The sequence below is a fragment of the Halomonas elongata DSM 2581 genome (genome assembly GCF_000196875.2).
Classification (GTDB): Bacteria; Pseudomonadota; Gammaproteobacteria; order Pseudomonadales; family Halomonadaceae; genus Halomonas; species Halomonas elongata.
This window is the reverse complement of record NC_014532.2, coordinates 1850350-1872026: the sequence shown is the minus strand read 5'-3', so window position 1 is coordinate 1872026 and position 21677 is coordinate 1850350. Positions and strand designations below refer to the sequence as shown.

At 64.0% G+C, this 21677-nt stretch carries 21 protein-coding genes; 5 read left to right on the top strand and 16 right to left on the bottom strand.

All coding sequences use genetic code 11. The features are described 5' to 3' along the window. Positions 1-12: 12 nt before the first annotated feature. Positions 13-945: a histone deacetylase family protein gene (locus tag HELO_RS08840; protein ID WP_013332373.1), complete on the bottom strand. Its 933-nt coding sequence runs from the start codon at positions 943-945 to the stop codon at positions 13-15. A 112-nt stretch (positions 946-1057) separates the two neighbouring features. Between HELO_RS08840 and HELO_RS08835 the strand changes: the two genes are divergently transcribed. Further along, positions 1058-3808, top strand: a complete 2751-nt coding sequence (locus tag HELO_RS08835; RefSeq protein ID WP_013332372.1) for a bifunctional acetate--CoA ligase family protein/GNAT family N-acetyltransferase — start codon at positions 1058-1060, stop codon at positions 3806-3808. 15 nt (positions 3809-3823) lie between these two features. On the opposite strand, the gene pdxH is transcribed toward HELO_RS08835, so the two are convergent. The 6 genes from pdxH to HELO_RS08805 all read right to left on the bottom strand — a co-directional run bounded on the left by pdxH (position 3824) and on the right by HELO_RS08805 (position 7054). Further along, the gene (gene pdxH / locus HELO_RS08830; RefSeq protein ID WP_013332371.1) at positions 3824-4465 is read right to left on the bottom strand and encodes a pyridoxamine 5'-phosphate oxidase; all 642 of its coding nucleotides are present in this window, start codon (positions 4463-4465) and stop codon (positions 3824-3826) included. A 93-nt stretch (positions 4466-4558) separates the two neighbouring features. Then, the gene (locus HELO_RS08825; protein ID WP_013332370.1) at positions 4559-4954 is read right to left on the bottom strand and encodes a DUF2069 domain-containing protein; all 396 of its coding nucleotides are present in this window, start codon (positions 4952-4954) and stop codon (positions 4559-4561) included. Further along, entirely contained in the window at positions 4951-5568 is a 618-nt protein-coding gene (gene wrbA, locus HELO_RS08820; RefSeq protein ID WP_013332369.1) for an NAD(P)H:quinone oxidoreductase, read from the bottom strand. Before wrbA ends, HELO_RS08825 begins: the two co-directional genes overlap by 4 nt. Positions 5569-5600: 32 nt before the next feature. Continuing rightward, a complete protein-coding gene (locus HELO_RS08815; protein WP_013332368.1) occupies positions 5601-5942 on the bottom strand; it encodes an arsenate reductase family protein in 342 nt (113 codons plus the stop codon). A gap of 85 nt (positions 5943-6027) precedes the next feature. Further along, on the bottom strand, positions 6028-6489 hold the full coding sequence (locus HELO_RS08810; RefSeq protein ID WP_013332367.1) for an MgtC/SapB family protein: 462 nt from the start codon (positions 6487-6489) through the stop codon (positions 6028-6030). Between the two features lie 142 nt (positions 6490-6631). After that, positions 6632-7054 carry a gamma-glutamylcyclotransferase family protein gene (locus HELO_RS08805; RefSeq protein ID WP_109637414.1) on the bottom strand — a complete coding sequence of 141 codons (423 nt, stop codon included), beginning with the start codon at positions 7052-7054 and terminating at the stop codon, positions 6632-6634. A gap of 216 nt (positions 7055-7270) precedes the next feature. Here HELO_RS08805 and smrA point away from each other — a divergent pair, with 216 nt between their 5' ends. Continuing rightward, positions 7271-7864, top strand: coding sequence for a DNA endonuclease SmrA (gene smrA, locus HELO_RS08795; protein WP_013332365.1), 594 nt, complete (start codon positions 7271-7273; stop codon positions 7862-7864). An 81-nt stretch (positions 7865-7945) separates the two neighbouring features. Here smrA and HELO_RS08790 read toward each other — a convergent pair whose 3' ends face one another. From HELO_RS08790 to metH, 4 genes are all read right to left on the bottom strand, one after another. Continuing rightward, positions 7946-8461, bottom strand: a complete 516-nt coding sequence (locus HELO_RS08790; RefSeq protein WP_013332364.1) for a DUF934 domain-containing protein — start codon at positions 8459-8461, stop codon at positions 7946-7948. Continuing rightward, entirely contained in the window at positions 8454-10106 is a 1653-nt protein-coding gene (locus tag HELO_RS08785) for a nitrite/sulfite reductase (RefSeq protein WP_013332363.1), read from the bottom strand. The genes HELO_RS08790 and HELO_RS08785 overlap by 8 nt, the downstream gene beginning before the upstream one ends. 150 nt (positions 10107-10256) lie before the next feature. Next, complete coding sequence (locus HELO_RS08780; RefSeq protein ID WP_013332362.1) at positions 10257-11639, bottom strand: MATE family efflux transporter; 1383 nt, start codon at positions 11637-11639, stop codon at positions 10257-10259. Position 11640: 1 nt separating this feature from the next. Beyond that, positions 11641-15351 (bottom strand): methionine synthase, encoded by a 3711-nt coding sequence (gene metH / locus HELO_RS08775; RefSeq protein ID WP_013332361.1) that lies wholly within the window; start codon positions 15349-15351, stop codon positions 11641-11643. A 274-nt stretch (positions 15352-15625) separates the two neighbouring features. Between metH and nfuA the strand changes: the two genes are divergently transcribed. Then, positions 15626-16216, top strand: coding sequence for a Fe-S biogenesis protein NfuA (gene nfuA, locus HELO_RS08770; RefSeq protein WP_041602026.1), 591 nt, complete (start codon positions 15626-15628; stop codon positions 16214-16216). A 115-nt stretch (positions 16217-16331) separates the two neighbouring features. On the opposite strand, the gene HELO_RS08765 is transcribed toward nfuA, so the two are convergent. After that, positions 16332-17375 (bottom strand): DNA-binding protein, encoded by a 1044-nt coding sequence (locus tag HELO_RS08765; protein ID WP_041602025.1) that lies wholly within the window; start codon positions 17373-17375, stop codon positions 16332-16334. A 237-nt stretch (positions 17376-17612) separates the two neighbouring features. On the opposite strand from HELO_RS08765, the gene HELO_RS08760 reads away from it, so the two are divergent. Continuing rightward, on the top strand, positions 17613-18827 hold the full coding sequence (locus HELO_RS08760; RefSeq protein WP_013332358.1) for a tyrosine-type recombinase/integrase: 1215 nt from the start codon (positions 17613-17615) through the stop codon (positions 18825-18827). Positions 18828-18854: 27 nt separating this feature from the next. Continuing rightward, positions 18855-19280: a SufE family protein gene (locus HELO_RS08755; protein ID WP_013332357.1), complete on the top strand. Its 426-nt coding sequence runs from the start codon at positions 18855-18857 to the stop codon at positions 19278-19280. Positions 19281-19374: 94 nt separating this feature from the next. Here the strand turns inward: HELO_RS08755 and yidD are convergent, their stop codons facing one another. From yidD to HELO_RS08735, 4 genes are all read right to left on the bottom strand, one after another. Beyond that, positions 19375-19707, bottom strand: a complete 333-nt coding sequence (gene yidD, locus HELO_RS08750; RefSeq protein ID WP_013332356.1) for a membrane protein insertion efficiency factor YidD — start codon at positions 19705-19707, stop codon at positions 19375-19377. Continuing rightward, a complete protein-coding gene (gene hisI, locus HELO_RS08745) occupies positions 19685-20134 on the bottom strand; it encodes a phosphoribosyl-AMP cyclohydrolase (RefSeq protein ID WP_013332355.1) in 450 nt (149 codons plus the stop codon). Before hisI ends, yidD begins: the two co-directional genes overlap by 23 nt. A 16-nt stretch (positions 20135-20150) precedes the next feature. Further along, positions 20151-20603 (bottom strand): transcriptional repressor, encoded by a 453-nt coding sequence (locus HELO_RS08740; protein ID WP_041602493.1) that lies wholly within the window; start codon positions 20601-20603, stop codon positions 20151-20153. Between the two features lie 79 nt (positions 20604-20682). Further along, the gene (locus tag HELO_RS08735; protein ID WP_013332354.1) at positions 20683-21675 is read right to left on the bottom strand and encodes an alpha-L-glutamate ligase-like protein; all 993 of its coding nucleotides are present in this window, start codon (positions 21673-21675) and stop codon (positions 20683-20685) included. Positions 21676-21677 lie beyond the last annotated feature (2 nt).

Below are 21677 nucleotides of genomic sequence, written 5' to 3'. Positions count from 1 at the left end.
AAACGGCGCGGTTCAATCGAAGGGCAGGCCGAGCAAGGCCTTGAGATAGGCTTCGGTGCTGCGCCCCAGGGCATCGCCCGCGTAGCCGCCCTCGAGAACCGTGACCAGGCGCCGCTGGGCATAGCGTTCGGCGATCTCGACGGCCAGACGGCTCACCCAGTAGAAGTCTTCGTCGCCCAGGCAGAGCTCGGCCAGCGGATCCTCGCGATGGGCATCGAAGCCTGCCGAGACCAGCACCAAGTCGGGCCGGAAATCGTGCAGGGCCGGCAGCCAGCTTGCCTCGATGGCGCGACGGAAGGCAGGGCCGTCGGTGCCGGCCGGCAGCGGTGTATTGACGATGTTGGATGCCCGGCAGTCGAGATAGCGCCAGGGATAGAAGGGATACTGAAAACTGGTGCAGATCAGCACGTTCGGGTCGTTCTGGAAAATATCGATGGTGCCGTTGCACTGATGGACATCGAAATCGAGAATCGCCACCCGGCGCGCGCCATATTGGTTCCGGGCGTGGGCGGCGGCCACCGCGACATTGTTGTAGAGGCAAAAGCCCATGGCGTTGCTGGCCTCGGCATGGTGGCCGGGCGGGCGCATGGCGCAGAAGGCATTGTCGGCCTGATGGCGGTAGACCCGGTCGACACCCTTGATCGCCGCGCCGGCGGCGAGTCTTGCGATGCGCAGGCTGTCGGGCGTCATGAGAGTATCGCCATCGATCGTCGTGAAGCCTTGTTCCGGCAAGCGATGTTCGAGCAGGCGCAGGTGCGCCTCGGGGTGGACGCGCCGCAGTTGTGCCATGCTGGCCTCGACGGCATCGGACTGCATGGTCTGCTGGAGAATGCCCGAGCGCAGCAGGCGAGCACGGATGGCATCCAGTCGTTGGGGCGATTCGGGATGCTCAGGTCCCATGTAGTGCCGGGGATGGTCGGGGTGGGTGATGTAGGCCGTGATCATGCGTGCTCTCCGCTGGATGCGTCTACCATAGGGGTGGCGAGTCCTTGCATGACACTGGCAATAAGTCGTACATAGGGAAAAACCTTGTAACATCCAGCCGATGGAGCATCCGATGAGCACCCGCTTTCTTTCCCATTTCTTCGAGCCGGGCAGCATCGTGGTGGTCGGCGCATCGGAGAAACCTCACTCCATGGGAGGGCTGGTGCTGCGCAACCTGCGCGAGGGAGGCTTTTCCGGCGCGATCTGGGCGCTCAATCCCAAGGGGTACGAGCAGGTGTTCGGCGAACCCTGCGTGAGTCGTGTCTCCCGCCTGCCGGAGGTGCCGGACCTGGCGGTGATCTGCTCGCCGGTGGAAACGGTGCCGGCCATGATCGAGCGGCTGGGGCGCTTCGGGATACGGGCGGCGCTGGTGCTGTCGGGGGGCGCGCATCTCGATGATCCATGCGGCGAGACGGAATCGGTGCGTTCGCGCATGCTGAGCGCGGCGCGGGCCTCCGGCATTCGGGTGCTCGGGCCAGAATGCATGGGATTGATCGTACCCGGTCGCAAGCTCAATGCCTCCTACGCCAGCCAACCGGTCAAGCGCGGTCGCGTAGCCTACCTGGGACAGTCGGGCATGCTGGGCAATGCCATGATCGATTGGGCAGCGGGGCGTGGCATCGGTTTTTCGCATCTGCTGACGCTGGGCGACAGCGTCGACGTGATGCTGCCGGACCTGATCGACTACATCAACCAGTACGCGCCGACCCAGGCCATTCTGCTGCATCTGGAACGCATCCTAGACGCCCAGCACTTGATGACTGCGATGCGCGATGCGTCGCGTCATCGACTGGTGCTGGCCATCAAGAGTGGTCGAACCGCGGAATCGGATATCTCGAACCTGCCGCCGACACCGGGCATCGCCAATCGCGACCAGGTCTTCGATGCCGCCTTCGCACGCGCCGGTGTGGTGCGCGTCGATGACTCCGATGAGCTGTTCGATGCCCTGGAAACGCTGTCGCGCATGAAGCCGCTGCGCGGCGATCGCCTGGCAGTGGTGTCCAATGGCCTGGGGCCGGCGATGCTGGCCATCGACAAGCTGATCAGTGCCGGCGGTCGCCTGGCGACCTTCGAGGAGGCGACGCAGCGCAGGCTTCGGCAGGAACACCGGGATCGCAGCAAGCCGGGCGAAAATCCGGTGGATCTCGGCGGCCTTGCCACGCCGGAGCATTTCGTCGAGACCCTCGAGCTGGTCGCCGCCGACCCCGGTGTCGATGCCGTTCTGGTGGTCCACGCACCGACCCGACTGGCGCCTTCGCTGGACACGGCACGTGCCGTCATCGAGGCCCGCAAGCGTTTCAAGCGCAACCTTCTGACCAGCTGGATGGGGCTGGAAGAGGCCCTGTCGGCCCGACACGAGTGCAACCAGGCAGGGATTCCCACCTATATCTCGCCGGAGAAGGCCATCAAGGCCTTCATGCACATGGTCGATTATCAGCGGGTGCAGTCGCTGCTCCAGGAAACGCCGCCCAGTCTTTCCTTCGACACCACACCGGCAATCCGCGCCCATTGCCGCGAACTGATCGACAGCGCCCGGTCCGAGGGACGGCAGAGTCTCGATCATTCCGAGGTGTCGCGGGTGCTCGAGACCTATGGCATTCCTCCCGCCCCGAGCCGCTATCTGCAGACGCCCGAACAGGCCGACGAAGCAACGCAAGGCTTCGATGGGCCCATGGCGCTCAAGGTGGTGCACGATGGCAATTGTCGCCCCTTCCGTTATCGACGCCATCCGCACAAGCTCTCGGCGGGGCTGTTGCAGGATCTGGCCACATCCGAGCAGGTGGCCGAAGGGGTGATCCGGCTGGGTGACAAGGTGCGCGAGAAGTTTCCCGATCTCGCCATTCGCGAGTATTGCCTCCAGGCGATGCAGCGTGGCAAGCATTCCATGCAGCTATGCGCGGGCATCACCCGGGACCCGGTGTTCGGGCCGTTGATCGTGTTCGGCATCGGTGGCTACAAGGTCAATATCCTGGCCGATCGGCAAGTGGCCTTGCCGCCCTTGAACATGTCCCTGGCGGCGGATGTGGTCGGACGAACCCATGCGGCGCGCTTGATTCGCGAGCATTCGAGCGATCCCGAACGGGACATCGAGCGCATCTGCGAGCTGCTGGTCAAGCTCTCGCAGATGGCCAGCGACCTGCCGACGCTCAGCGGGCTCGAACTCAACCCGGTGCTGCTCAATCGCGATGGTCTGGTCGCCGTGGATTTCGCCATGGATCTCGGCGAGCCGGCACGTTTCGCGATCATGCCCTATCCCGAGGAGCTGCGCGAATGGGTGACGCTCGGCAATGGCTGGGACGTCGAGGTGCGACCGATTCGTGCCGAGGATGCGCCCTTGATCACACGCTTTCATACCCAGCTTTCCGAGCAGAGCATCCGGTTCCGCTATTTCCACCACAAGGCGGACTTGTCACAGCGGGACCTGTCGATGCTCTCGCATATCAATTATGACCGCCAGATGGCCTTCATCGCCGAGCACCTGCTCGACGATGGGGCCAAGGAGATGCTGGGCGTGGTGCGTGTCTGGAACGACCCGGACAATATTCGCACCGAATTCTCGATCATCATCCGCGACGACCTGCAGGGATTGGGCATCGGCAAGCTGCTGATGGAAAGGATGATCCGCTATAGCAAGGGGGTCGGCACCCTGGAGATGGTCGGCCAGATCATGGCCGACAACCATCCGATGCGTGCACTGATGAAGCAGCTCGGCTTTCGTCAGCGCTACAACATGGAAGAACAGGTCGTGGATGCCGTACTGCGCCTCAACGAACCGCAGAGCGAATGGCAGCGCCATCGTCTCGAGACGGCGCTGCCGGATTGACCGGCGCCTCCGCCGTCAGGGGGCCAGGCGGAAATGGCTCCAGGTGTTGGCGCGTCGCTCGTAGCGAATGCGGTCGTGCAGGCGGCTCGGCTGTCCTTGCCAGAATTCGATCATTTCCGGCACCACACGATAGCCGCCCCAATGGCCGGGCCGCTCGATCTCCTGGCCTTCATAGGCTCGCTGGAAGCGCTGTTCGCGTTCCTCGAGCCAGTTGCGGCCCGGAATCACCACGCTCTGGGTGGCGACCCAGGCGCCCAGTTGGCTGGCCCGGGGACGGCTGGCGAAGTAGGCATCGGATTCCGCATCGCTGACCTGTTCCACAGGGCCCTCGACGCGCACCTGCCGGCCCAGGGAGGGCCACCAGAAGACCAGGGCGGCATGCGGCACATTGGCCAGCTCGCTGCCCTTGTGGCTCTGGTAATTGGTATAGAAGACCAGCCCCTGCTCGTTGAAATCCTTGAGCAACACCACGCGGGCATGGGGCATGCCCTGACTGTCGGCAGTGGCCAGGGTCATGACATTGCCGTCGTCCCCCTCGGACTCCAGGGCCAGGGCCAGCCACTCATCGAACAGGGACAAGGGCTGGTCGGGCACCTGGCCTTCTTCGAGCCGACCGCCTTCATAGTCGCGCCGTATATCGGCAATATCTCGTGTCATGGCGTTCTCCTAGAATTTTTCGTCATGGTCGCCGCTCGGCGTACCAAGCTCAAGGCATGATTGGAGCGATGTCATCGGTCGGTACGGGTCGGATCATGCCTCAGCCTTGACCTGGCGGCTGCGAAAGCGAGCGTATCCCGTGCACCCGACGAACAGGGCCAGCGAGACCAGCGCTTCCAGACTGCCTCGCGCGAACTGTCCGGGCAGGCCCGCGACCATGACACCCTGGGCGAAGTAGAGCAGGCTGACGAAGGCGAGCCATGCATGCCCGCGCGCGCGCCTGGCCAGGATGGAGGGCAGGAAGAGCACCAGCGGCAGCACGAAGGCCACCATGGGACCGATACTGCTGGCTTCACTTTCCACCGCCACGCCTCGGTAGATCATCATCAGGATCAGTATCGCATAGCTGCCGATGACCAGGCGTCGGCAGCGGGCCACCAGAACGCTCAATCCCTCGCGCGCCTCGAGATTTTCCAGCCAGCGCTTCATGTATCCTCCTCGTGGCGTTCCAGTGCCAATGCCAGCCTTGCCAAGCGCTTGCCCTGGGCGAAGGCCAGGCGACGCTCATGATCGTCCAGCGGGAGATCGCTGCGCTTGCCGGCCACATGACTGGCGCCGTAGGGCGTCCCGCCGGCCTGGGTCTCCATCAATTCCACCTCGCTGTAGGGCAGTCCCGCATAGACCATGCCGTGGTGCAGCAGGGGCAGCAGCATGGAAATCAGGGTTGTCTCCTGGCCGCCATGCAGGCTGGAAGTGGAAGTGAAGGCCGTGGCCGGGCGGTCGACCAGGGCGCCTCCCAGCCAGAGCTCGCTGGTGGTGTCGATGAAATATTTCAAGGGAGCGGCCATGTTGCCAAAGCGAGTCGGGCTGCCGAGAGCCAGGCCGGCGCAATGGCGCAGATCATCGAGATCGGCATAGATCGCCCCTTCGGCGGGAATCTCCGGGTCCACTGCCTCGCAGGTCGGTGAAACGGGAGGGACGGTACGCAGGCGGGCCTCGATGCCGCGCACCGACTCGACGCCGGCGGCCAGGCGTTCGGCCATGGCCCGGGTCGCGCCCTGGCGCGAATAGTAGAGAATCAGGATATAGGGCTGGGTGGACATGCGGTTTCCTGAGTCGAAAAGAAGGGGGCGGGTCAGTCGAGCAGAACGAGCACGTCTTCCGGCGGACGTCCGATCACGGCGCGCTGGCCATCGTCGGCGATCGGGCGCTGCAGGATCTTGGGGTGGGCGACAATGGCGCGTACGACCTGGTCGGGATCGTCGATGTCGGCGTCCAGTGCCTTCCATTCCGCTTCATTGGTGCGTACCAGGGCAGTGCCATCGGCATCCAGGCGTGACATCAAGGAGCGCAGCTCCTTCTCGTCGAGCGGATCGTCCAGGTACCGGCGTACCTGAACGTCGGCGCCGCGCTCCTCGAGCAGTGCCAGGGCCTGACGGGATTTCGAGCAGCGCGGATTGTGCAGCAGGGTCAGCATGGCGGGGCCTCATGGTCGGGTCGAATGGCGCCGAGCCATTGTAGGCTGTCGCCACTGAGCCCCACAACATCGGTCTTCGCTCGCTTCATTCCTCTCGCTTGTGCCAGGGCAGGGCACGCTCGATGGCACCGAGCACCGTCATGATGATCAGGGCCAGCAGCGTGACCATGGTCGCCAGCGCCATGTCTCCAACGCCTGCGGCAATGCCGATGGCACCGGCCAGCCAGATCGAAGCGCCGGTGGTGATGCCCTGTACGCTGGTGCCGCTGCGGATGATGCTGCCGGCGCCCAGAAAGCCGATGCCGCCGATGACGCCCTCGACGATGCGGGTCGGATCGATGCGTGCCGTCGGGCCATTGCCAGCGGTGGAAAAGAGAATTTCCAGGCCGACCAGCAGGAAAGCGGCCGCACCCAGGGCGACCAGCATGTGGGAACGCAGGCCGGCGGGTTTGCCGCGGAATTCACGTTCGATGCCGAGTACCAGGGCCAGACCCGCGGCAGCTCCCAGGCGAGTGAGCATTTCCAGTAATGTCAATTCTGCGTCCATGACGTCCTCCTTTCAGGGTTCCTCTCATGGCGCGAAAATCCGCGCGTCCTTTATGAAGGGTGGTTCACGCAGGGAATTCTTGAGAAGGATTTCTTTCTTTATACCGTTATCTTCCTCATAAAACTCCATCCACGAAAGGATCTTAGCCTTCGATACGTCGATAGACCCAGGCCTCCTGTCCGTTGGACAGCGTGACTTGCTGGCGGAAATAGCGAATGCCCAGGCGTTCATAGCGGTCGAGATGTGCCAGTTCCTCTCCGTCGACCGTCAGCATGAGCCCTTCGACGCTGTCGCCCGCGGACGGCACGAGATCGAGCCCCTTGCGTTGGTAACCGTGCAGTTCCACTGGTTGCGGATCCCCGGTTCGCCCGTAGACGAGCCAGCGGATCGGAGCATAGCGCAGGGTACCGTAAACGAAGAGATGGTGTTCGCCACTGGCCACCTCCGGGAGCGAGTCGGGGCGTTCGTAGGTCCAGGGGCTGAGCCAGGTCAGCCAGAACCAGCCGGCGATGGCAAAAGGGGCGAGGCACAAGCCCAACAGGCCCAGGCGACGTGGGGTCATCATCATCGGTCTCGTTGCATGAATGTCTCATCCCATGGGGCTTGGATCGCCCGGCGCACGGGCGACGATAACATTCGCTCGACGAGGTTTCTCGTATCGGCATGAAAACTCTGGGAAACGACAGCAGCCGCTTGATGGCCAAGGGGCAGAGTCACCTTTGCTAGCCGGCGGCGGAACGCTAGGATGGAAGACTCCCCCCATTCGAGCTGGAGGTGCCCCATGACACGATCCCAACATGACGAGATGGATTTCCGGGCACTGGTGGGAGAGGTACGTCCCCTGCGTGGCGGAACAGGCCGCGCCGACCCGGGGCGTCCACGCCGCAATCCCAGCGACGCTCAATTGGCACGACGGGAAAGTGCCGTGGCCGAAAGCGGGTCGAGCCTGGGGCTGTCGGACGATTTCGTCGACCTCGTACCTCCCTTCGATCCGCTCGAGTTTCGCCGTGACGGCATTCAGCGGGGCGTCGTGGAGCGCCTGCGCCATGGCGGTTATCCGGCCCAGGCCAGCCTGCATCTGTTACGCCGTCCGCTGGAAGAGTGCCGGCGCGCCTTGCCCGATTTTCTCCGCGAGGCCCGTGAACATGACCTGCGGTCGGTGTTGATCGTGCACGGTCGCGGCCGCGAGATCGACAGTCCGTCCAATGTGCTGCGTTCCTACCTCGCCAAGTGGCTTGCCGCGGTGGATGAGGTCCAGGCATTTGTCTCGGCGGGGCAAGGCGATGGTGGCATCGGCGCTACCTGGGTCATGCTGCGCAAGAGCGAGCGCACCCGTGCGGCCAATCGTGAACGACAACAGAAACGTCGTGGCTGATAGGCCTCGAACGTGAAAAAGCCGGCCACGATGGCCGGCTTTCTTCAGGTCTTGCCGCCAGGCAGGCGGCCTTGGCGCGTGTCAGGCAACGGCTTGTTCGCGCCGCGCCTCGCGCATCCGGCGCCGGAACAGCGGCTCCTCGGTGTCGGTGCCGGGCTGATAGCTCAGGCTGAAGGTGTCCAGCGCGTTCAGGGCATCCTCGACGATCTGGTCCTCACGCAGCAGGAAGGCGTTGAAGCCGCACCGCGACATGTAGAACAACTGATCGATGAGCACGTCACCCACGGCACGGATCTGGCCGGTATAGCCGTAACGCTCGCGCAGCAGGCGGGCCATGCTGTAGCCGCGGCCATCGGTGAACTTGGGAAAGTCGATGGCGATCAGCGGGGCCTCGAGCAGTTGCCCGGCGAGCTCGGGCGTGAGCTCGGTGTCGCTGGCCAGCAGCGGGGCGGCGTTCTCGCCCGGGGCATCCAGCCACTCCGCCACGGGCACGATGACACGCGCCTCCGCGGGACGCTCCGCGCCTTCCTCGAGGAGCACCCAGTCGTCATCCTGGACGCGACGATCGGCGATCAGAGTACGCTGCTGTTCAGGCATAGACTTGCTCCTTGAAGGGTTTCAGGCCGATGCGACGATAGGTATCGAGGAAGGTTTCGTCGGGGTTGCGTTCCCCGATGTAGACCTTCAGCAGCTTGTCGATCACATCCGTCACATCTTCGCGGTAGAAGGAGGGGCCGAGGATCTTGCCCAGTGAAGACTCGTTGCCCTGGCTGCCGCCGAGCGAGATCTGGTAGTACTCCTCGCCTTTCTTGTCGACGCCGAGAATGCCGATATGGCCCACGTGGTGGTGGCCGCAGGCATTCATGCAGCCGGAGATGTTGAGCTCCAGCGGACCCAGGTCGTAGAGGAAGTCCAGGTCCTCGAAGCGCTCCTGGATCGACTGGGCGACCGGAATCGACTTGGCGTTGGCCAGCGAGCAATAATCGCCGCCGGGGCAGCAGATCAGGTCGGTGAGAGTGCCCACGGTCGGATTGGCCATGCCGAGCGCATCGAGACGCTGCCAGAGCTCCTCCATGCGATCCACCGGCACGTCGGTCAGCACCAGGTTCTGCTCGTGGGTGACGCGCAGCTCGCCATAGCCGAATTCATCGGCCAGGTCCGCCACCGCGGCCATGTCCTCGGAGGTCACGTCGCCGGGCGAATGGTCATGACGCTTGAGCGACAGGGTCACGGCCTTGTAGCCGGACACCTTGTGGTCGGTGACGTTGTTGGTCACGAAGCGTGCGAAAGCCCGGTTTTCCTCGCGCAGACGCTCGTAGGCCTCGATGGCGTCCTCGGCGACCTCGCGGCGGGGCGGATCGACGAAGTGCTCGGCCACGCTGGACACCGCTTCCTCGGTCAGGGTCTGGGGGCCATCCTTGAGGTGGGCCCATTCTTCCTCGACACGACGCCGGAATTCGTCGATGCCCAGTGCCTTGACCAGGATCTTGATGCGCGCCTTGAACTTGTTGTCGCGACGCCCGAACTGGTTGTACACCCGCACCAGAGCTTCCAGATAGGTGAGCAGGTGACGCCAGGGCAGGTCCTCGCACATGACGCCGCCGATCATCGGCGTGCGGCCCAGGCCGCCACCGGCGAGCACCTTGACGCGCACTTCGCCGTCGTCGTCACGCCACAGCCGCAGGCCCACGTCGTGAACCTGGATAGCCGCGCGGTCTTCCTCGGCACCGGTCACGGCGATCTTGAACTTGCGCGGCAGGTAGGCGAACTCCGGGTGGAAGGTCGACCACTGACGGACCAGCTCGCACCAGGGGCGCGGATCGACGTCCTCATCGGCGGCGATGCCGGAGAACTGGTCGGTGGTGGTGTTGCGGATATCGTTGCCGCTGGTCTGGATGGCGTGCATCTGCACGCTGGCCAGATCGGCCAGGATGTCCGGCACGTCCTCGAGCTTCGGCCAGTTCAGCTGCAGATTGGTGCGCGTGGTGAAGTGGCCGTAGCCACGGTCGTAACGCGCGGCGATCTCACCGAGCTTGCGCAGCTGATAGGAGGCCAGCATGCCGTAGGGGATGGCGATACGCAGCATGGGTGCGTAGCGCTGGATATAGAGGCCATTCTGCACGCGCAGCGGCAGAAACTCCTCATCACTGATCTTGCCCTCCAGGTAACGGCGCATCTGGTCGCGAAACTGGGCGACGCGCTCGTCCACCAGGGTCTGGTCATGGTTGTCGTAACGATACATTCGACGCCTTCCTACGATAGGGAAGTGGCACGGTTGCGGATAGCTTACCGGGTGATCTTTATACGAGAAAAGAATAAATGTGCATAGTTTATATTCGAAATGGAATGAGGGATAGCGTGTCCACTCTCCAGGACGACGTTCCCCGTTCCATTACACGCTGAGTGCCGCCCAACGGCCGCGTTGCCAGATGACCGCGAACCAGGCGGAATTCAGGCAGCGATAGCCGAGCTGTACCCACCAGATGCCGACCAGACCGAAGGCCAGATGAACGCCGACCCACCAGGCAAGTGGCAGAAAGACCAGCCATTGCAGGGTCAGGGTGGTGGTCATCACGGTGCGGTTGGCGCCGGCGCCGAGCAGGGCCTGGGCAAATACCAGGGCTGCAGCATCCATCACGATCATCAGCGCTGTGAGTTGCAGGGGCTGGCGTCCCAGTGCAATGAGCTCGGCGTCGTGCAGGAATAGCCCCAATACTGCCTCGGGGAAGGCCAGCAAGGGCAATGCCAGCAGCAGCAGGCATGGCAGGGCAACGGATACCACATCCCAGCCCCAGCGGCGGGCATCGCGATGATCCTGGCGCCCCAGGGACTGTCCCACCAGGCTCATCGCCGCCATGCCCAGCCCGACGCCGGGCAGTATCAGCAGCAGCGAGAGATTCACCAGCACATGGCCCACCGCCACGCTGGCGGTACCGATATGGCCGAGAATCCAGAACAGCATGGCGTAACCGGCGGCAAACCAGATCTGCTGGAAGGAGTGGGGAATAGCCAGCCTCAGGGTAGTCAGCAGTGTCTCGAGTCGCGGGCGTGCAGCGAGAAAGCCACTGGCCATGGCATGGCGCAGGCTATAGAAAGCCCAGATCGCCAGTCCGACATAAAGCGAGAGTGTGGTGCCGGCGCCGGCGCCGGCGGCCCCCATGGCGGGCAGCCCGGCGAGGCCGAAGATCAGGCCGACGCTGGCCAGGCCGTTGACCAGGTGCATGGCCAGCATGATGCGCAGGTAGAGTCCGGTGCGCTGGATGCCGTTCCAGTAACCGCGAAAGCAGAAGATCATGGCCACGGGAACCAGCGACACCACGCGCCAGCGGAAGTAGACCACGGCTTCGGCATTCACCGCCGGGTCCTGGTTGATCCAGGCCATCAGCCGTGGTGCCTGCCACAGGCAGAGCAGGGTCAAGGGCACAGCAACGGCCAGGGAAATGACGAGCCCCGCGTTCAGGGCCTGGGCTCGCTGGTCCCATGCCTGCTCGCCGTGCCGCCGAGCGGTTTGCGCCTGCACCCCGGAGGAAAGTCCGAACACCACGGCGGTGATCAGAAAGATCGCATAGCCACCGATGCCGACACCGGCCAGCGGGATCTCGCCCAGGGCGCCGACCATCGCAGCGTCGATCAGGTTCAGCAGGCTCTGGCTGAGCATGCCGCCGATGATCGGCAGGGCGAGACGCAAAATGACGCGACGCCTGTCACCGCCGCCGGACAGCGATGCGGCGGTCTCGGCACCGGAGCATGCAGGTCGGCTGGTACGCTCCGACATGTCAGCTGTCGTAGGACAGTACCGGCATGAGCCAGCGTTCCAGCTCGGCCAGTGACATGCCCTTACGCTCGGCCAGCATCTCGACCTGGTCGCGAGTGATCTTGCCGGTGGAGAAGTACTTCGACTGCGGATGCGCGAAGTACCAGCCGGCCACTGCCGCCGCCGGCCACATGGCGAAGCTCTCGGTCAGCGAGAGGCCGCTATGCGTCTCGGCCTCGAGCAGGCGGAACAAGGTGGCCTTCTCGGTGTGATCGGGGCAGGCCGGATAGCCGGGGGCCGGGCGGATGCCGCGATACTTCTCGGCGATCAGCGCTTCGTTGTCCAGCGCCTCGTCGGGCGCGTAGCCCCAGTACTGCTTGCGCACGCGCTCATGCATGTACTCGGCGAAGGCCTCGGCAAGGCGATCGGCCAGGGCCTGGACCATGATGGCGTTGTAGTCGTCGCCGGCGGCCTTGTAGCGTTCGGTCAACGCTTCGACACCATGCCCGGTGGTCACGGCGAAACCGCCGATCCAGTCAGGCTTGCCGCTTTCCTTGGGAGCGACGAAATCGGCCAGGCTATAGCACGCGCCTTCGCGATTCTTGGTGGTCTGCTGGCGAATATGATGCAGCCGCTCGATCACCTCGCTGCGCGACTCGTCGGCATAGACCTCGATGATGTCGTCGTCGACGGTGTTGGCCGGCCACATGCCGATCACGCCCCGGGCTTGAATCAGGCGCTCGTCGATCAGCCGCTTGAGCATGGCCTGGGCATCGTCGAAGAGATTACGCGCGGCTTCGCCGACCTTCTCGTCATCGAGGATGCGCGGGTACTTGCCGGCCAGCTGCCAGCTCATGAAGAAGGGCGTCCAGTCGATGCGTTCGACCAGCGGCGCCAGGTCCTGGTTCTCGAAGACCTCGAGGCCGGCCAGTGCCGGGCGGGGCGGCGTATAGTCCTGCCAGTCGATGGCAGGCTTGTGCCGGCAGGCCTCGGCATAGCTGATCTCGGCGGCCTTGGGGCGACGCTTGGCGTTACGCTCGCGAACCTTCTCGTATTCCTCGCGGATCTCGGTGACATAGGCTTCCTTGAGCCCGGGCGAGAGCAGCTTGCCGGCCACGCCCACAGCGCGGGACGCATCGGTGACATAGATCACCGGGTGCTCGTAGCCGGGCTCGATCTTGACCGCGGTGTGCGCCTTGGAGGTGGTGGCACCGCCGATCAACAGCGGAATATCGAAGTTCTGGCGCTGCATCTCCTTGGCGACGTGGACCATTTCGTCCAGCGACGGGGTGATCAGGCCCGACAGGCCGATGATGTCGGCATTCTCCTCGCGGGCGGTCTGCAGAATCTTCTCCGCCGGCACCATCACGCCGAGATCGATGACCTCGTAGTTGTTGCACTGCAGGACCACGCCGACGATGTTCTTGCCGATGTCGTGGACGTCGCCCTTGACCGTCGCCATGACGATCTTGCCCTTGGCCTGCTGATCTTCTGTAGAGAGTTCGCTCTTCTCGGCCTCGATATAGGGAATCAGATAGGCCACGGCCTGTTTCATCACACGGGCCGACTTGACCACCTGGGGCAGGAACATCTTGCCGGCCCCGAACAGGTCGCCGACCACGTTCATGCCATCCATCAGGGGGCCTTCGATGACCTCGATGGGGCGCGTGGCGCGCTGTCGGGCCAGTTCGGTGTCATCCTCGATATAGGCCGTGATGCCCTTGACCAGGGCGTGCTCGATGCGTTTCTCGACCTCCCAACTGCGCCATTCCAGGTCCTCCTTGCGGGAGGCGCCGCTGCCGTCGTCCTTGTACTTGTCAGCAAGGTCAAGCAGCCGTTCAGTGGCATCGTCGCGGCGGTTGAGCACCACATCCTCGACACCTTCGCGCAATTCCTCGGGGAGATCGTCGTAGACCGCCAACTGGCCGGCATTGACGATCCCCATGGTCATGCCGGCACGGATGGCATGGTAGAGAAACACCGAGTGGATCGCCTCGCGCACCGCGTTGTTGCCACGGAACGAGAAGGAAACGTTGGACACGCCGCCGGACACCATGGCGTGGGGCAGGTGCTCGCGGATCCAGCGAGTCGCCTCGATGAAGTCCACGGCGTAGTTATTGTGTTCCTCGATGCCGGTGGCAATGGCGAAGATGTTGGGGTCGAAGATGATGTCCTCGGCCGGGAAGTCGATCTCGTCGACCAGCAAGCGGTAGGCCCGCTGGCAGATCTCGGCCTTGCGGGCGAAGGTGTCGGCCTGGCCCTGTTCGTCGAAGGCCATGACCACGATCGCGGCACCGTAGCGGCGGCACTTGGTCGCCTGCTCGCGGAAGGCATCCTCGCCTTCCTTCAACGAGATGGAGTTGACCACCGCCTTGCCCTGGATGCACTTCAGGCCGGCCTCGATGATCTCCCACTTGGAGGAGTCGACCATGATCGGCACCCGGGCGATGTCGGGTTCGCCGGCGATCAGGTTGAGAAAGCGCACCATGGCATCCTGAGACTCCAGCATGCCCTCGTCCATGTTGATGTCGATGACCTGGGCGCCGTTCTCGACCTGCTCCAGGGCCACCTCCAGGGCGGTGGTGTAGTCCTCTTCCTTGATCAGGCGCTTGAAGCGCGCCGAGCCGGTGACGTTGGTGCGTTCGCCGACGTTGACGAACAGCGAGTCGTGCTCGATGTTGAAGGGCTCGAGACCGGAGAGTCGGCAGGCCAGGGCGCGTTCGGGAATCCGGCGTGGTGCCGTATCGCGGATCGCTCGATGGATGGCGGCGATGTGTTCGGGTGTCGAGCCGCAGCAGCCACCGATGATGTTGACCAGCCCGCTTTCGGCGAACTCGGCGACGATGGCCGCCATTTCCTCGGGTGTCTGGTCGTACTCGCCGAATTCGTTGGGCAACCCGGCGTTGGGGTGGGCGGAGACGAAGGTATCGGCCTTTTTGGCGAGCTCCTCGACGTAGGGGCGCAGTTCCTCGGCCCCCAGGGCACAGTTGAGGCCCACCGACAGCGGCCGGGTATGGCGCACCGAGTTCCAGAAGGCCTCGGTGGTCTGGCCCGACAGCGTTCGTCCGGAGGCATCGGTGATGGTCCCGGAAATCATCACCGGCAGGCGCTCGCCGCGCGCCTCGAACAATTCCTCGAGGGCATAGATGGCCGCCTTGGCGTTCAAGGTGTCGAAGATCGTCTCGATCAGGATCAGGTCGCTGCCGCCCTCGATGAGCGCCTCGGCGGCCTCGCGATAGTTGTCGCGCAATTCGTCGAAGGTGACGTTACGCATCGCCGGGTCGTTGACGTCCGGGGACAGCGAGGCGGTGCGCGAGGTCGGCCCCAGCACGCCCGCCACGTAACGCGGAACGCCGGTTTCCCGGGCCACGGCATCGCAGATGGCGCGGGCCAGACGCGCAGACTCGCGATTCAGTTCCGGCACCAGGGCTTCCATGCCGTAGTCGGCCTGGGACAGCCGGGTGCTGTTGAAAGTGTTGGTCTCGACGATGTCCGCGCCGGCCTCGAGATAGTCACGGTGAATGCGCGTCACCAGATCCGGGCAGGTCAGCGCCAGCAGGTCGTTGTTGCCCTTGAGGTCCGTCGGCCAATCCACGAACCGCTCGCCACGGAACTCCTCTTCGGAGAGGCCGGCGTTCTGCAGCATGGTGCCCATGCCGCCATCCAGCATCAGGATGCGTTCGGCAAGGCTGTCGGTGAGTGTCGCAAGCGAGGATACGGGGACGTCGGCCATGGGTCGGAGTGATCTCCAGCGTATGAAGTTGGACGTGCTTTCGGGGCCCACGCGATGCCGCGTCGCATGTGTGGGCGTTTCTTGTTCGGCGCGCCGCGCCGGATAGGCGCCCATGGTAGCAAATGGTGCGACCCGGCGGCAGGGCATCAAAGACCCAGCAAATCACTCGGGATTGTCTCGACGCCATCGCTCGCTTACCATTAGGGAAAACACCGATTATTCCGGCCACGTCCGTTATCCTCATCCCCGGTCGGGCCAGACCAGTGAGAGCATCATGAGCGACAGCATCCAGATCACCGATAGTGCCCAGGATTACCTCGCCGAACTGCTGGCCAAGCAGAACGTCGAGGGGATCGCCGTGCGTATCTTCATCACCCAGCCGGGAACGCCCTACGCCGAGACCTGTCTGGCCTACTGCCGGCCCGGCGAGGAAGAGCCCAGCGACGAGCGTCTCGAGCTGGAGAAGATCGTCGTCTACCTGGACAAGAACAGCGTACCCTTCCTCGAGGAAGCCGTGGTCGACTTCAATGCCGACCGCATGGGCGGGCAGCTCACCATCAAGGCGCCCAACGCCAAGATGCCCAAGGTCAACGCCGACAGTCCCCTCGAGGACCGCGTGAACTACGTGCTCTACAGCGAGATCAACCCCGGGCTGGCCGCCCACGGCGGCGAGATCAAGCTGGTGCAGTTGACCGAGGAACAGGTCGCCGTGCTGGCCTTCGGTGGCGGCTGCCAGGGCTGCGCCGCCGTCGACCTGACGCTCAAGGAAGGGGTCGAGCGGACGCTGATGGAGCGCATCCCGGAGCTTTCCGGCATCCGCGACGTCACCGACCATACCGATACCACCAACGCCTATTACCGCTAAGGAGACACTGATTTATTGCTGCGCTCGACATAAATCAGCGCTCCTTTAAGTCTGTGTAACACGGCGCCCCCATGCCCTGGTGCTATCCGGGGCTCTTCTTCTCCTCGAACCCCGCTCAAGCGGGGTTCGTTGCGTCTGGGGTGTCGTTTTCGTCCCCGGGCGAGGCGGTCCTTTCGCTTCGCCACTCTTCGCGCATGGCTTCGAGCGAGGCCCATAGTCGCTGCTCGAAGTGGCGCTCACGTTCGCGCCACTGTTCCGTCTGTTCTGCTATGCGCCGTTCCTGCTCCTCGAAACGCGCATTGAGCTGTTCGTGCTGGTCGCGCAAGGCAGCCTCGCGTTGCTCGGCATTGTCCCGGGCCTGTTCGGCGTCGTGCTGTGCCTGGCGGGCAGCAGCGAGATCTGTCTGCAGGGCACTCTGCTGTTCCTGGAGGGTTTCAAGGCGCTGCGTCAGGCGCTGCTCCCGGCCGGCATGGGCCTTTTCGGCCGCCTGGCGTTCCTGGCGCTCCTGATCGAGCAGTCCCATCAGGCGCGCCTCGGCGGTTTCATTGCGTTCTTCCTCCTGCGCCAGACGCTCACGGTGCGTCTCGGCCTGTTCCTCCAATGCCTGTCGATGAGCCTGTTCGCGGCGTCGTGCTTCCTCCTCGGCCGCTTCCAGGCGCCGCACCAGCTCATCGAGACGATCCCGCGATCGGGCTTCCCGTTCCTGAAGGGCCTCGTGCTCGGTGCGCAACTGAGCCAGTTCCGAGGTGCGCTGCTCGAGACGCTGATCGATCTGGGTCAGGTGTGCTGACAGGGCGGTTTCGCGCTGTTCGGCATCTTCGGCGCGACGTTCAGCCTCGGCAGCCTGCTGGCGGGCATCGTCGACGCGCGAATCGGCTTCCTGACGATAGTGCGCCAGTGCCTGATTGGCTGCTTCCTGCGCTTGCGTCCAGAGCGCCTCGGCAAGCTCCTGCAGCTCGGCGGGCATGCCCTGGGGTGGCGGGACGTCACGATTTTCCTCGCGCAGGCGGCGCCATTCGCGCAAGTGCTCACTGATGGTAGTGAAACTGCCCGTACCGAGCGTCTCACGGATCTTGTGCACGCTGGGGGCTTCGCCCTTGGCCATCAGGGAGTCGATGGCGCGCTGTACATCTTCGTATCGCACACCGGTGCGTGCCATGGGGTTCTCCTCGTCACAGGGGTATCGGTGCGGCATGCCAGCCCGATCAATGAGCGCAGGGTAGCGCCTTCCGGAGCGAAGATAAAGCTTATTACGTATTATGGATAATGTAATTTTATTTATTTTATTCACCCTATAATCAAGATTACGCGGCTTATCTTGATTATATAGGCTTACAGAGCGACACTGGGACCCGGTGGCCAAGCAAGGCGCCACGGATGACACGAAGGAGTCCAGATGGAAGAAGAACGGCCGCAAGCGGCCTATCCCGTGGCCTCGGAGATCGGGGCGGTTCTTTACGAATCTGGTGTCATGGCCTCGGCCGGCAGCCTGACCAGCGGGGCAGGGCGCATCGCGGCTACCAGCGATGTTCAGGCGGTGGCGCTGTGGCTGGAGGAGTATCGCGCCAGCCCGAATACCCGGAGAGCCTATCGGCGCGAGGCCGAACGCCTGTTGCTGTGGCTGGACGAGCGGGGCATGTCGCTGGCCGAGTTGCGGCGCGACCATCTCGATGCCTTCGAGGCCTTTCTCGGCGACCCGATGCCGAGAGAACGCTGGGTCGGGCCGACCCGATCGCGCCAGGACCCGCGCTGGCGGCCATTCCGCGGCCCCTTGTCACCGGCGAGCCGGCGCCAGAGCCTGGTTATTCTGCAGGGGCTCTGTGCCTGGCTGGTCGAGGCGGGATGGCTCGACCACAATCCGTTTCGCCTGATGCGTGACAAGCGGCGACGGCTGGACAATCGGCAAACCGCGATCGAGCGCTATCTGGAGCGACCGCTGTGGGACTGGCTCTGGCAATGGCTGAACCGGCCGCCGGTGGAGCGGGCTTCCGAACGTGAGCGTTTCATCTGGGCGCGTCGGCGGCTGATCTTTGGCTTCGCCTATCTATTGGCACCACGAATCGGCGAGATGACTGCCGCCCGGATGGACGACTTCGAACGACGCGAGGGCCGCTGGTGGTGGCGAGTGACGGGGAAGGGCGCCAAGACCGCACGTATTCCCGTGCCGCCGGACATGATGCGATTACTGGCCGATTGGCGTGCCACCCTGGGACTTCCACCGGAGCCGTCACCCGAGGAGCCGACGCCTTTGCTGCGGGGGCTAGATGGACGGCGCAGTGTGGGCGACAACCACCTGTACCGCTTGATTCGGGCCACCTTCGAGCAAGCGGCCATCGCCCTGGAACGCCAACTCGGCAGCGAAGCCGAGCGCGAGGTGGCACAGTTGCGGCGCGCCACGCCGCACTGGTTGCGGCACACGGCACTGACGCATCAGGCCCAGGCCGGTATCGAGCTGCGTTATCTCGCCGAGACGGCGCGCCACTCCCGGCTCGATACCACGGCCCGCTACTTGCATGCCGAAGCCGAGGAATGGCATCGACAGCAGGCCTTGCACGGTCTGACGCCGCGAGACGAAGAGGGGGCGGACGACGCAGGGGAGCAACCGGTATAATACGCCCAGAAGCTATCAGGAGTCCTCATGAGCACAGAGATCACCGCCGAACAGGCCCAGCAGGAATTGCTGGAAGAGTTCGAGATGTTCGACAACTGGATGGATCGCTACCAGTACATCATCGACATGGGCAAGCAGTTACCGGCTTTTCCTGAAGAGTGGAAGGTCGAGGAGCTCAAGATCCAGGGCTGCCAGTCGAATGTCTGGATGCACCATCGCCGCGACGGCGAGGCGCTGCATTTCGATGCCGTATCGGATGCCGCCATCGTCTCGGGGCTGATCGCGGTGCTGATGCGCATCTACAACGATCGTCATCCGGCAGACATCCGGGCCACCAGCCCGCATTTCCTCAAGGACCTCGGCCTCGACAAGCATCTGTCACCGACCCGCAGCAACGGCCTGAATGCCATGCTCGAACGCATCTATCGCGTCGCCGAGCAGGAAGTCGCGTGACTCAAGCGTTTTTGAAGAAAAGCCTGCGCCTATCATCATTTTCTTGACGCGATAATCATTTGGCGGCTCAAGCGCAGGCAGCAGAGGGCTTCCACTATCGGCAGTGGAAGTCGTCATCCAGCTCGGGATCTTCCTGACACAGCCGCTCGCTGGGGCCGCCGGGGACCGGGTCGATGCCGCCCGCAGCGCCCGGATGGCAACGCAGAATGCGCCGAGTCGCCAACCAGCCGCCGCGCAGTGGGCCATGGACGCGCAGCGCCTCGACGGTGTACTGGGAGCAGCTTGGCCAGTAACGGCAACGCGGGCCGAGCAGGGGGCTGATCAGCCACTGATAGAGACGCACCAGGCCGATCATGATGAAGGCGAGGCCGGCACGCAGGCCGCGGGCGAGGGCGCGCATGGCCTCAGTGGGGCGTCTTGTCGCCATACAGGGTTCGTGGGTCGATCATCGGCTCGCTGGTGATACGGGCCTCGTCTGCGTCGAGCGTCACGTAGAAGCAGCTACGCCGCCCGGTGTGGCAGGCCGGCCCGGTCTGGTCGACCTGCAGCAGCAGGGTGTCGCCGTCGCAATCGAGGCTTGCCGCTTGCAGATGCTGCTGTTGCCCGGAGGATTCCCCCTTGCGCCAGGGTTTGCCCCGTGAGCGCGACCAGTAGCAGACGCGCCCAGTCCGCAGGGTTTCTTCCAGCGTCTCGCGATTCATCCAGGCCATCATCAGCACCTCGCCGGAATCATGCTGCTGGGCGATGGCGGGTATCAGGCCGGCCTCGTTGAAGCGGACGGCATCGAGGATTTCGTCGAGCGGGCGACGTGTATCGAGGGCGGCGCCTTCCAGCGCTTTCAAGACATCTGACATGGGGGCTCCGGCTGGCTCAGGACGTCTGGGGGACCGCGTGGCAGGCCTCGCAACGGCCCAGCAGTTCGATGGTCTGGCGCTGTACCGTGAATCCCAGTTCGTGGGCGCGCTGTCCCAACTGCTCATTGATATCGTCGAGGTGCAGTTCCTCGACCCGGCCGCAGTCGCGACAGATCAGCAGTTGGAAGCCGTGGGCATGCTCGGGACACGGGCAGGCCACATAGGCATTGAGCGACTCGATGCGATGCACCAGGCCCTGATCGATGAGGAACTCCAGAGCGCGATATACCGTGGGCGGCCTGGCCGAGGCATGCTCGGTGGCGAGGCGATCGAGAAGATCATAGGCCTTCAGCCCGCCACGCGTGTCGGCGATCATCTGCAGCACTCGCTGGCGAATGGGCGTGAAGCGGACGCCGCGGCGACGGCATTGTCGCTCTGCCTGGTCCATCAAGGCTCGTGAATCGGTCATGCTGGCCATGCGGTTTCGGGGTGGATGGCCCATTCTACGCGCCGCACACCGCCATCGCCAGGCATCCCGCGAAGCCGCGTCACGCCGACGCCGTTTGTGCCGATGCCGCCGCGCGGACGGCGTCGAGCTCGCTGCGTCGGGCAAAGTGCTGCTGGGCAAAGTCCACCCGTTGTTCGACGTCGAGCCCGCCGGGCTGCTGCTCGATGAGATCCAAGCGGTTGCGCAGGCCTTCACCGTTGGCCATCTGGATGGCCAGGCCGGGGCGCGCGTTGAGCTCCAGCAACATGGGGCCATGATCGCGATCCAGCACCATGTCGGTACCGAGATATCCCAGCGACGTCATTTCATAGCAACTTGCCGCCAGCTTCAGCAAGGTGTGCCAGTTGGCGATCCTCAGGCTGGCCAGTTCATGTCCGGTATCGGGATGGTCGTGACGCGAGCGGTCGAATTGCACGCCGCGTATCGCCTGGCCTGAAGCGATGTCGATGCCGACGCCCACCGCCCCCTGGTGCAGGTTGGCCTTGCCATCCGAGGCGGCAGTGGAAAGCCGCATCATGGCCATGACCGGATAGCCCTTGAAGACGATGACACGAATATCCGGCACACCTTCGTAAGTGTACTCGTTGAAGGTCTCGTCGAAGTTGATCAGCCCTTCGATGATCGCCACATCCGGGGACCCACCCAGCGAGTAGAGTCCGGAGAGGATGTTGGAGACATGTCGCTCGACATCCTTGAGCGTCAGGTGGGCGCCACTGGGCTTGATGTAATGCTGGCCCTCGACGCGCTCGATGACCAGGATGCCCTTGCCGCCACTGCCCTTGGCCGGCTTGATGACGAACCCGCTGTGGCCGTCGAGCATGTCGCGGATATGCTTGACGCCGAACTGGGTCGACACCGTGCCGATCAGGGCAGGGGTGGTGATGTCGTAGCGCTGGGCGAGCAGCTTGGTCTGGAGCTTGTCATCGACCAGCGGATAGAGCCGCCGGTCGTTGTAGCGGCCGATATAGCGAATGTTGCGCCGGTTCATGCCGATGATGCCCTTGGCGCGCAGCTTGCCGGGGGTCGTCCACATCG

What these genes read in the sequence shown, in the direction of transcription:
- HELO_RS08840 (WP_013332373.1), bottom strand. Translation starts at nt 945, where the DNA reads ATGATCACGGCCTACATCACCCACCCCGACCATCCCCGGCACTACATG.
- HELO_RS08835 (WP_013332372.1), top strand. Translation starts at nt 1,058, where the DNA reads ATGAGCACCCGCTTTCTTTCCCATTTCTTCGAGCCGGGCAGCATCGTG.
- pdxH (WP_013332371.1), bottom strand. Translation starts at nt 4,465, where the DNA reads ATGACACGAGATATTGCCGATATACGGCGCGACTATGAAGGCGGTCGG.
- HELO_RS08825 (WP_013332370.1), bottom strand. Translation starts at nt 4,954, where the DNA reads ATGAAGCGCTGGCTGGAAAATCTCGAGGCGCGCGAGGGATTGAGCGTT.
- wrbA (WP_013332369.1), bottom strand. Translation starts at nt 5,568, where the DNA reads ATGTCCACCCAGCCCTATATCCTGATTCTCTACTATTCGCGCCAGGGC.
- HELO_RS08815 (WP_013332368.1), bottom strand. Translation starts at nt 5,942, where the DNA reads ATGCTGACCCTGCTGCACAATCCGCGCTGCTCGAAATCCCGTCAGGCC.
- HELO_RS08810 (WP_013332367.1), bottom strand. Translation starts at nt 6,489, where the DNA reads ATGGACGCAGAATTGACATTACTGGAAATGCTCACTCGCCTGGGAGCT.
- HELO_RS08805 (WP_109637414.1), bottom strand. Translation starts at nt 7,054, where the DNA reads ATGATGACCCCACGTCGCCTGGGCCTGTTGGGCTTGTGCCTCGCCCCT.
- smrA (WP_013332365.1), top strand. Translation starts at nt 7,271, where the DNA reads ATGACACGATCCCAACATGACGAGATGGATTTCCGGGCACTGGTGGGA.
- HELO_RS08790 (WP_013332364.1), bottom strand. Translation starts at nt 8,461, where the DNA reads ATGCCTGAACAGCAGCGTACTCTGATCGCCGATCGTCGCGTCCAGGAT.
- HELO_RS08785 (WP_013332363.1), bottom strand. Translation starts at nt 10,106, where the DNA reads ATGTATCGTTACGACAACCATGACCAGACCCTGGTGGACGAGCGCGTC.
- HELO_RS08780 (WP_013332362.1), bottom strand. Translation starts at nt 11,639, where the DNA reads ATGTCGGAGCGTACCAGCCGACCTGCATGCTCCGGTGCCGAGACCGCC.
- metH (WP_013332361.1), bottom strand. Translation starts at nt 15,351, where the DNA reads ATGGCCGACGTCCCCGTATCCTCGCTTGCGACACTCACCGACAGCCTT.
- nfuA (WP_041602026.1), top strand. Translation starts at nt 15,626, where the DNA reads ATGAGCGACAGCATCCAGATCACCGATAGTGCCCAGGATTACCTCGCC.
- HELO_RS08765 (WP_041602025.1), bottom strand. Translation starts at nt 17,375, where the DNA reads ATGGCACGCACCGGTGTGCGATACGAAGATGTACAGCGCGCCATCGAC.
- HELO_RS08760 (WP_013332358.1), top strand. Translation starts at nt 17,613, where the DNA reads ATGGAAGAAGAACGGCCGCAAGCGGCCTATCCCGTGGCCTCGGAGATC.
- HELO_RS08755 (WP_013332357.1), top strand. Translation starts at nt 18,855, where the DNA reads ATGAGCACAGAGATCACCGCCGAACAGGCCCAGCAGGAATTGCTGGAA.
- yidD (WP_013332356.1), bottom strand. Translation starts at nt 19,707, where the DNA reads ATGGCGACAAGACGCCCCACTGAGGCCATGCGCGCCCTCGCCCGCGGC.
- hisI (WP_013332355.1), bottom strand. Translation starts at nt 20,134, where the DNA reads ATGTCAGATGTCTTGAAAGCGCTGGAAGGCGCCGCCCTCGATACACGT.
- HELO_RS08740 (WP_041602493.1), bottom strand. Translation starts at nt 20,603, where the DNA reads ATGACCGATTCACGAGCCTTGATGGACCAGGCAGAGCGACAATGCCGT.
- HELO_RS08735 (WP_013332354.1), bottom strand. Translation starts at nt 21,675, where the DNA reads ATGTGGACGACCCCCGGCAAGCTGCGCGCCAAGGGCATCATCGGCATG.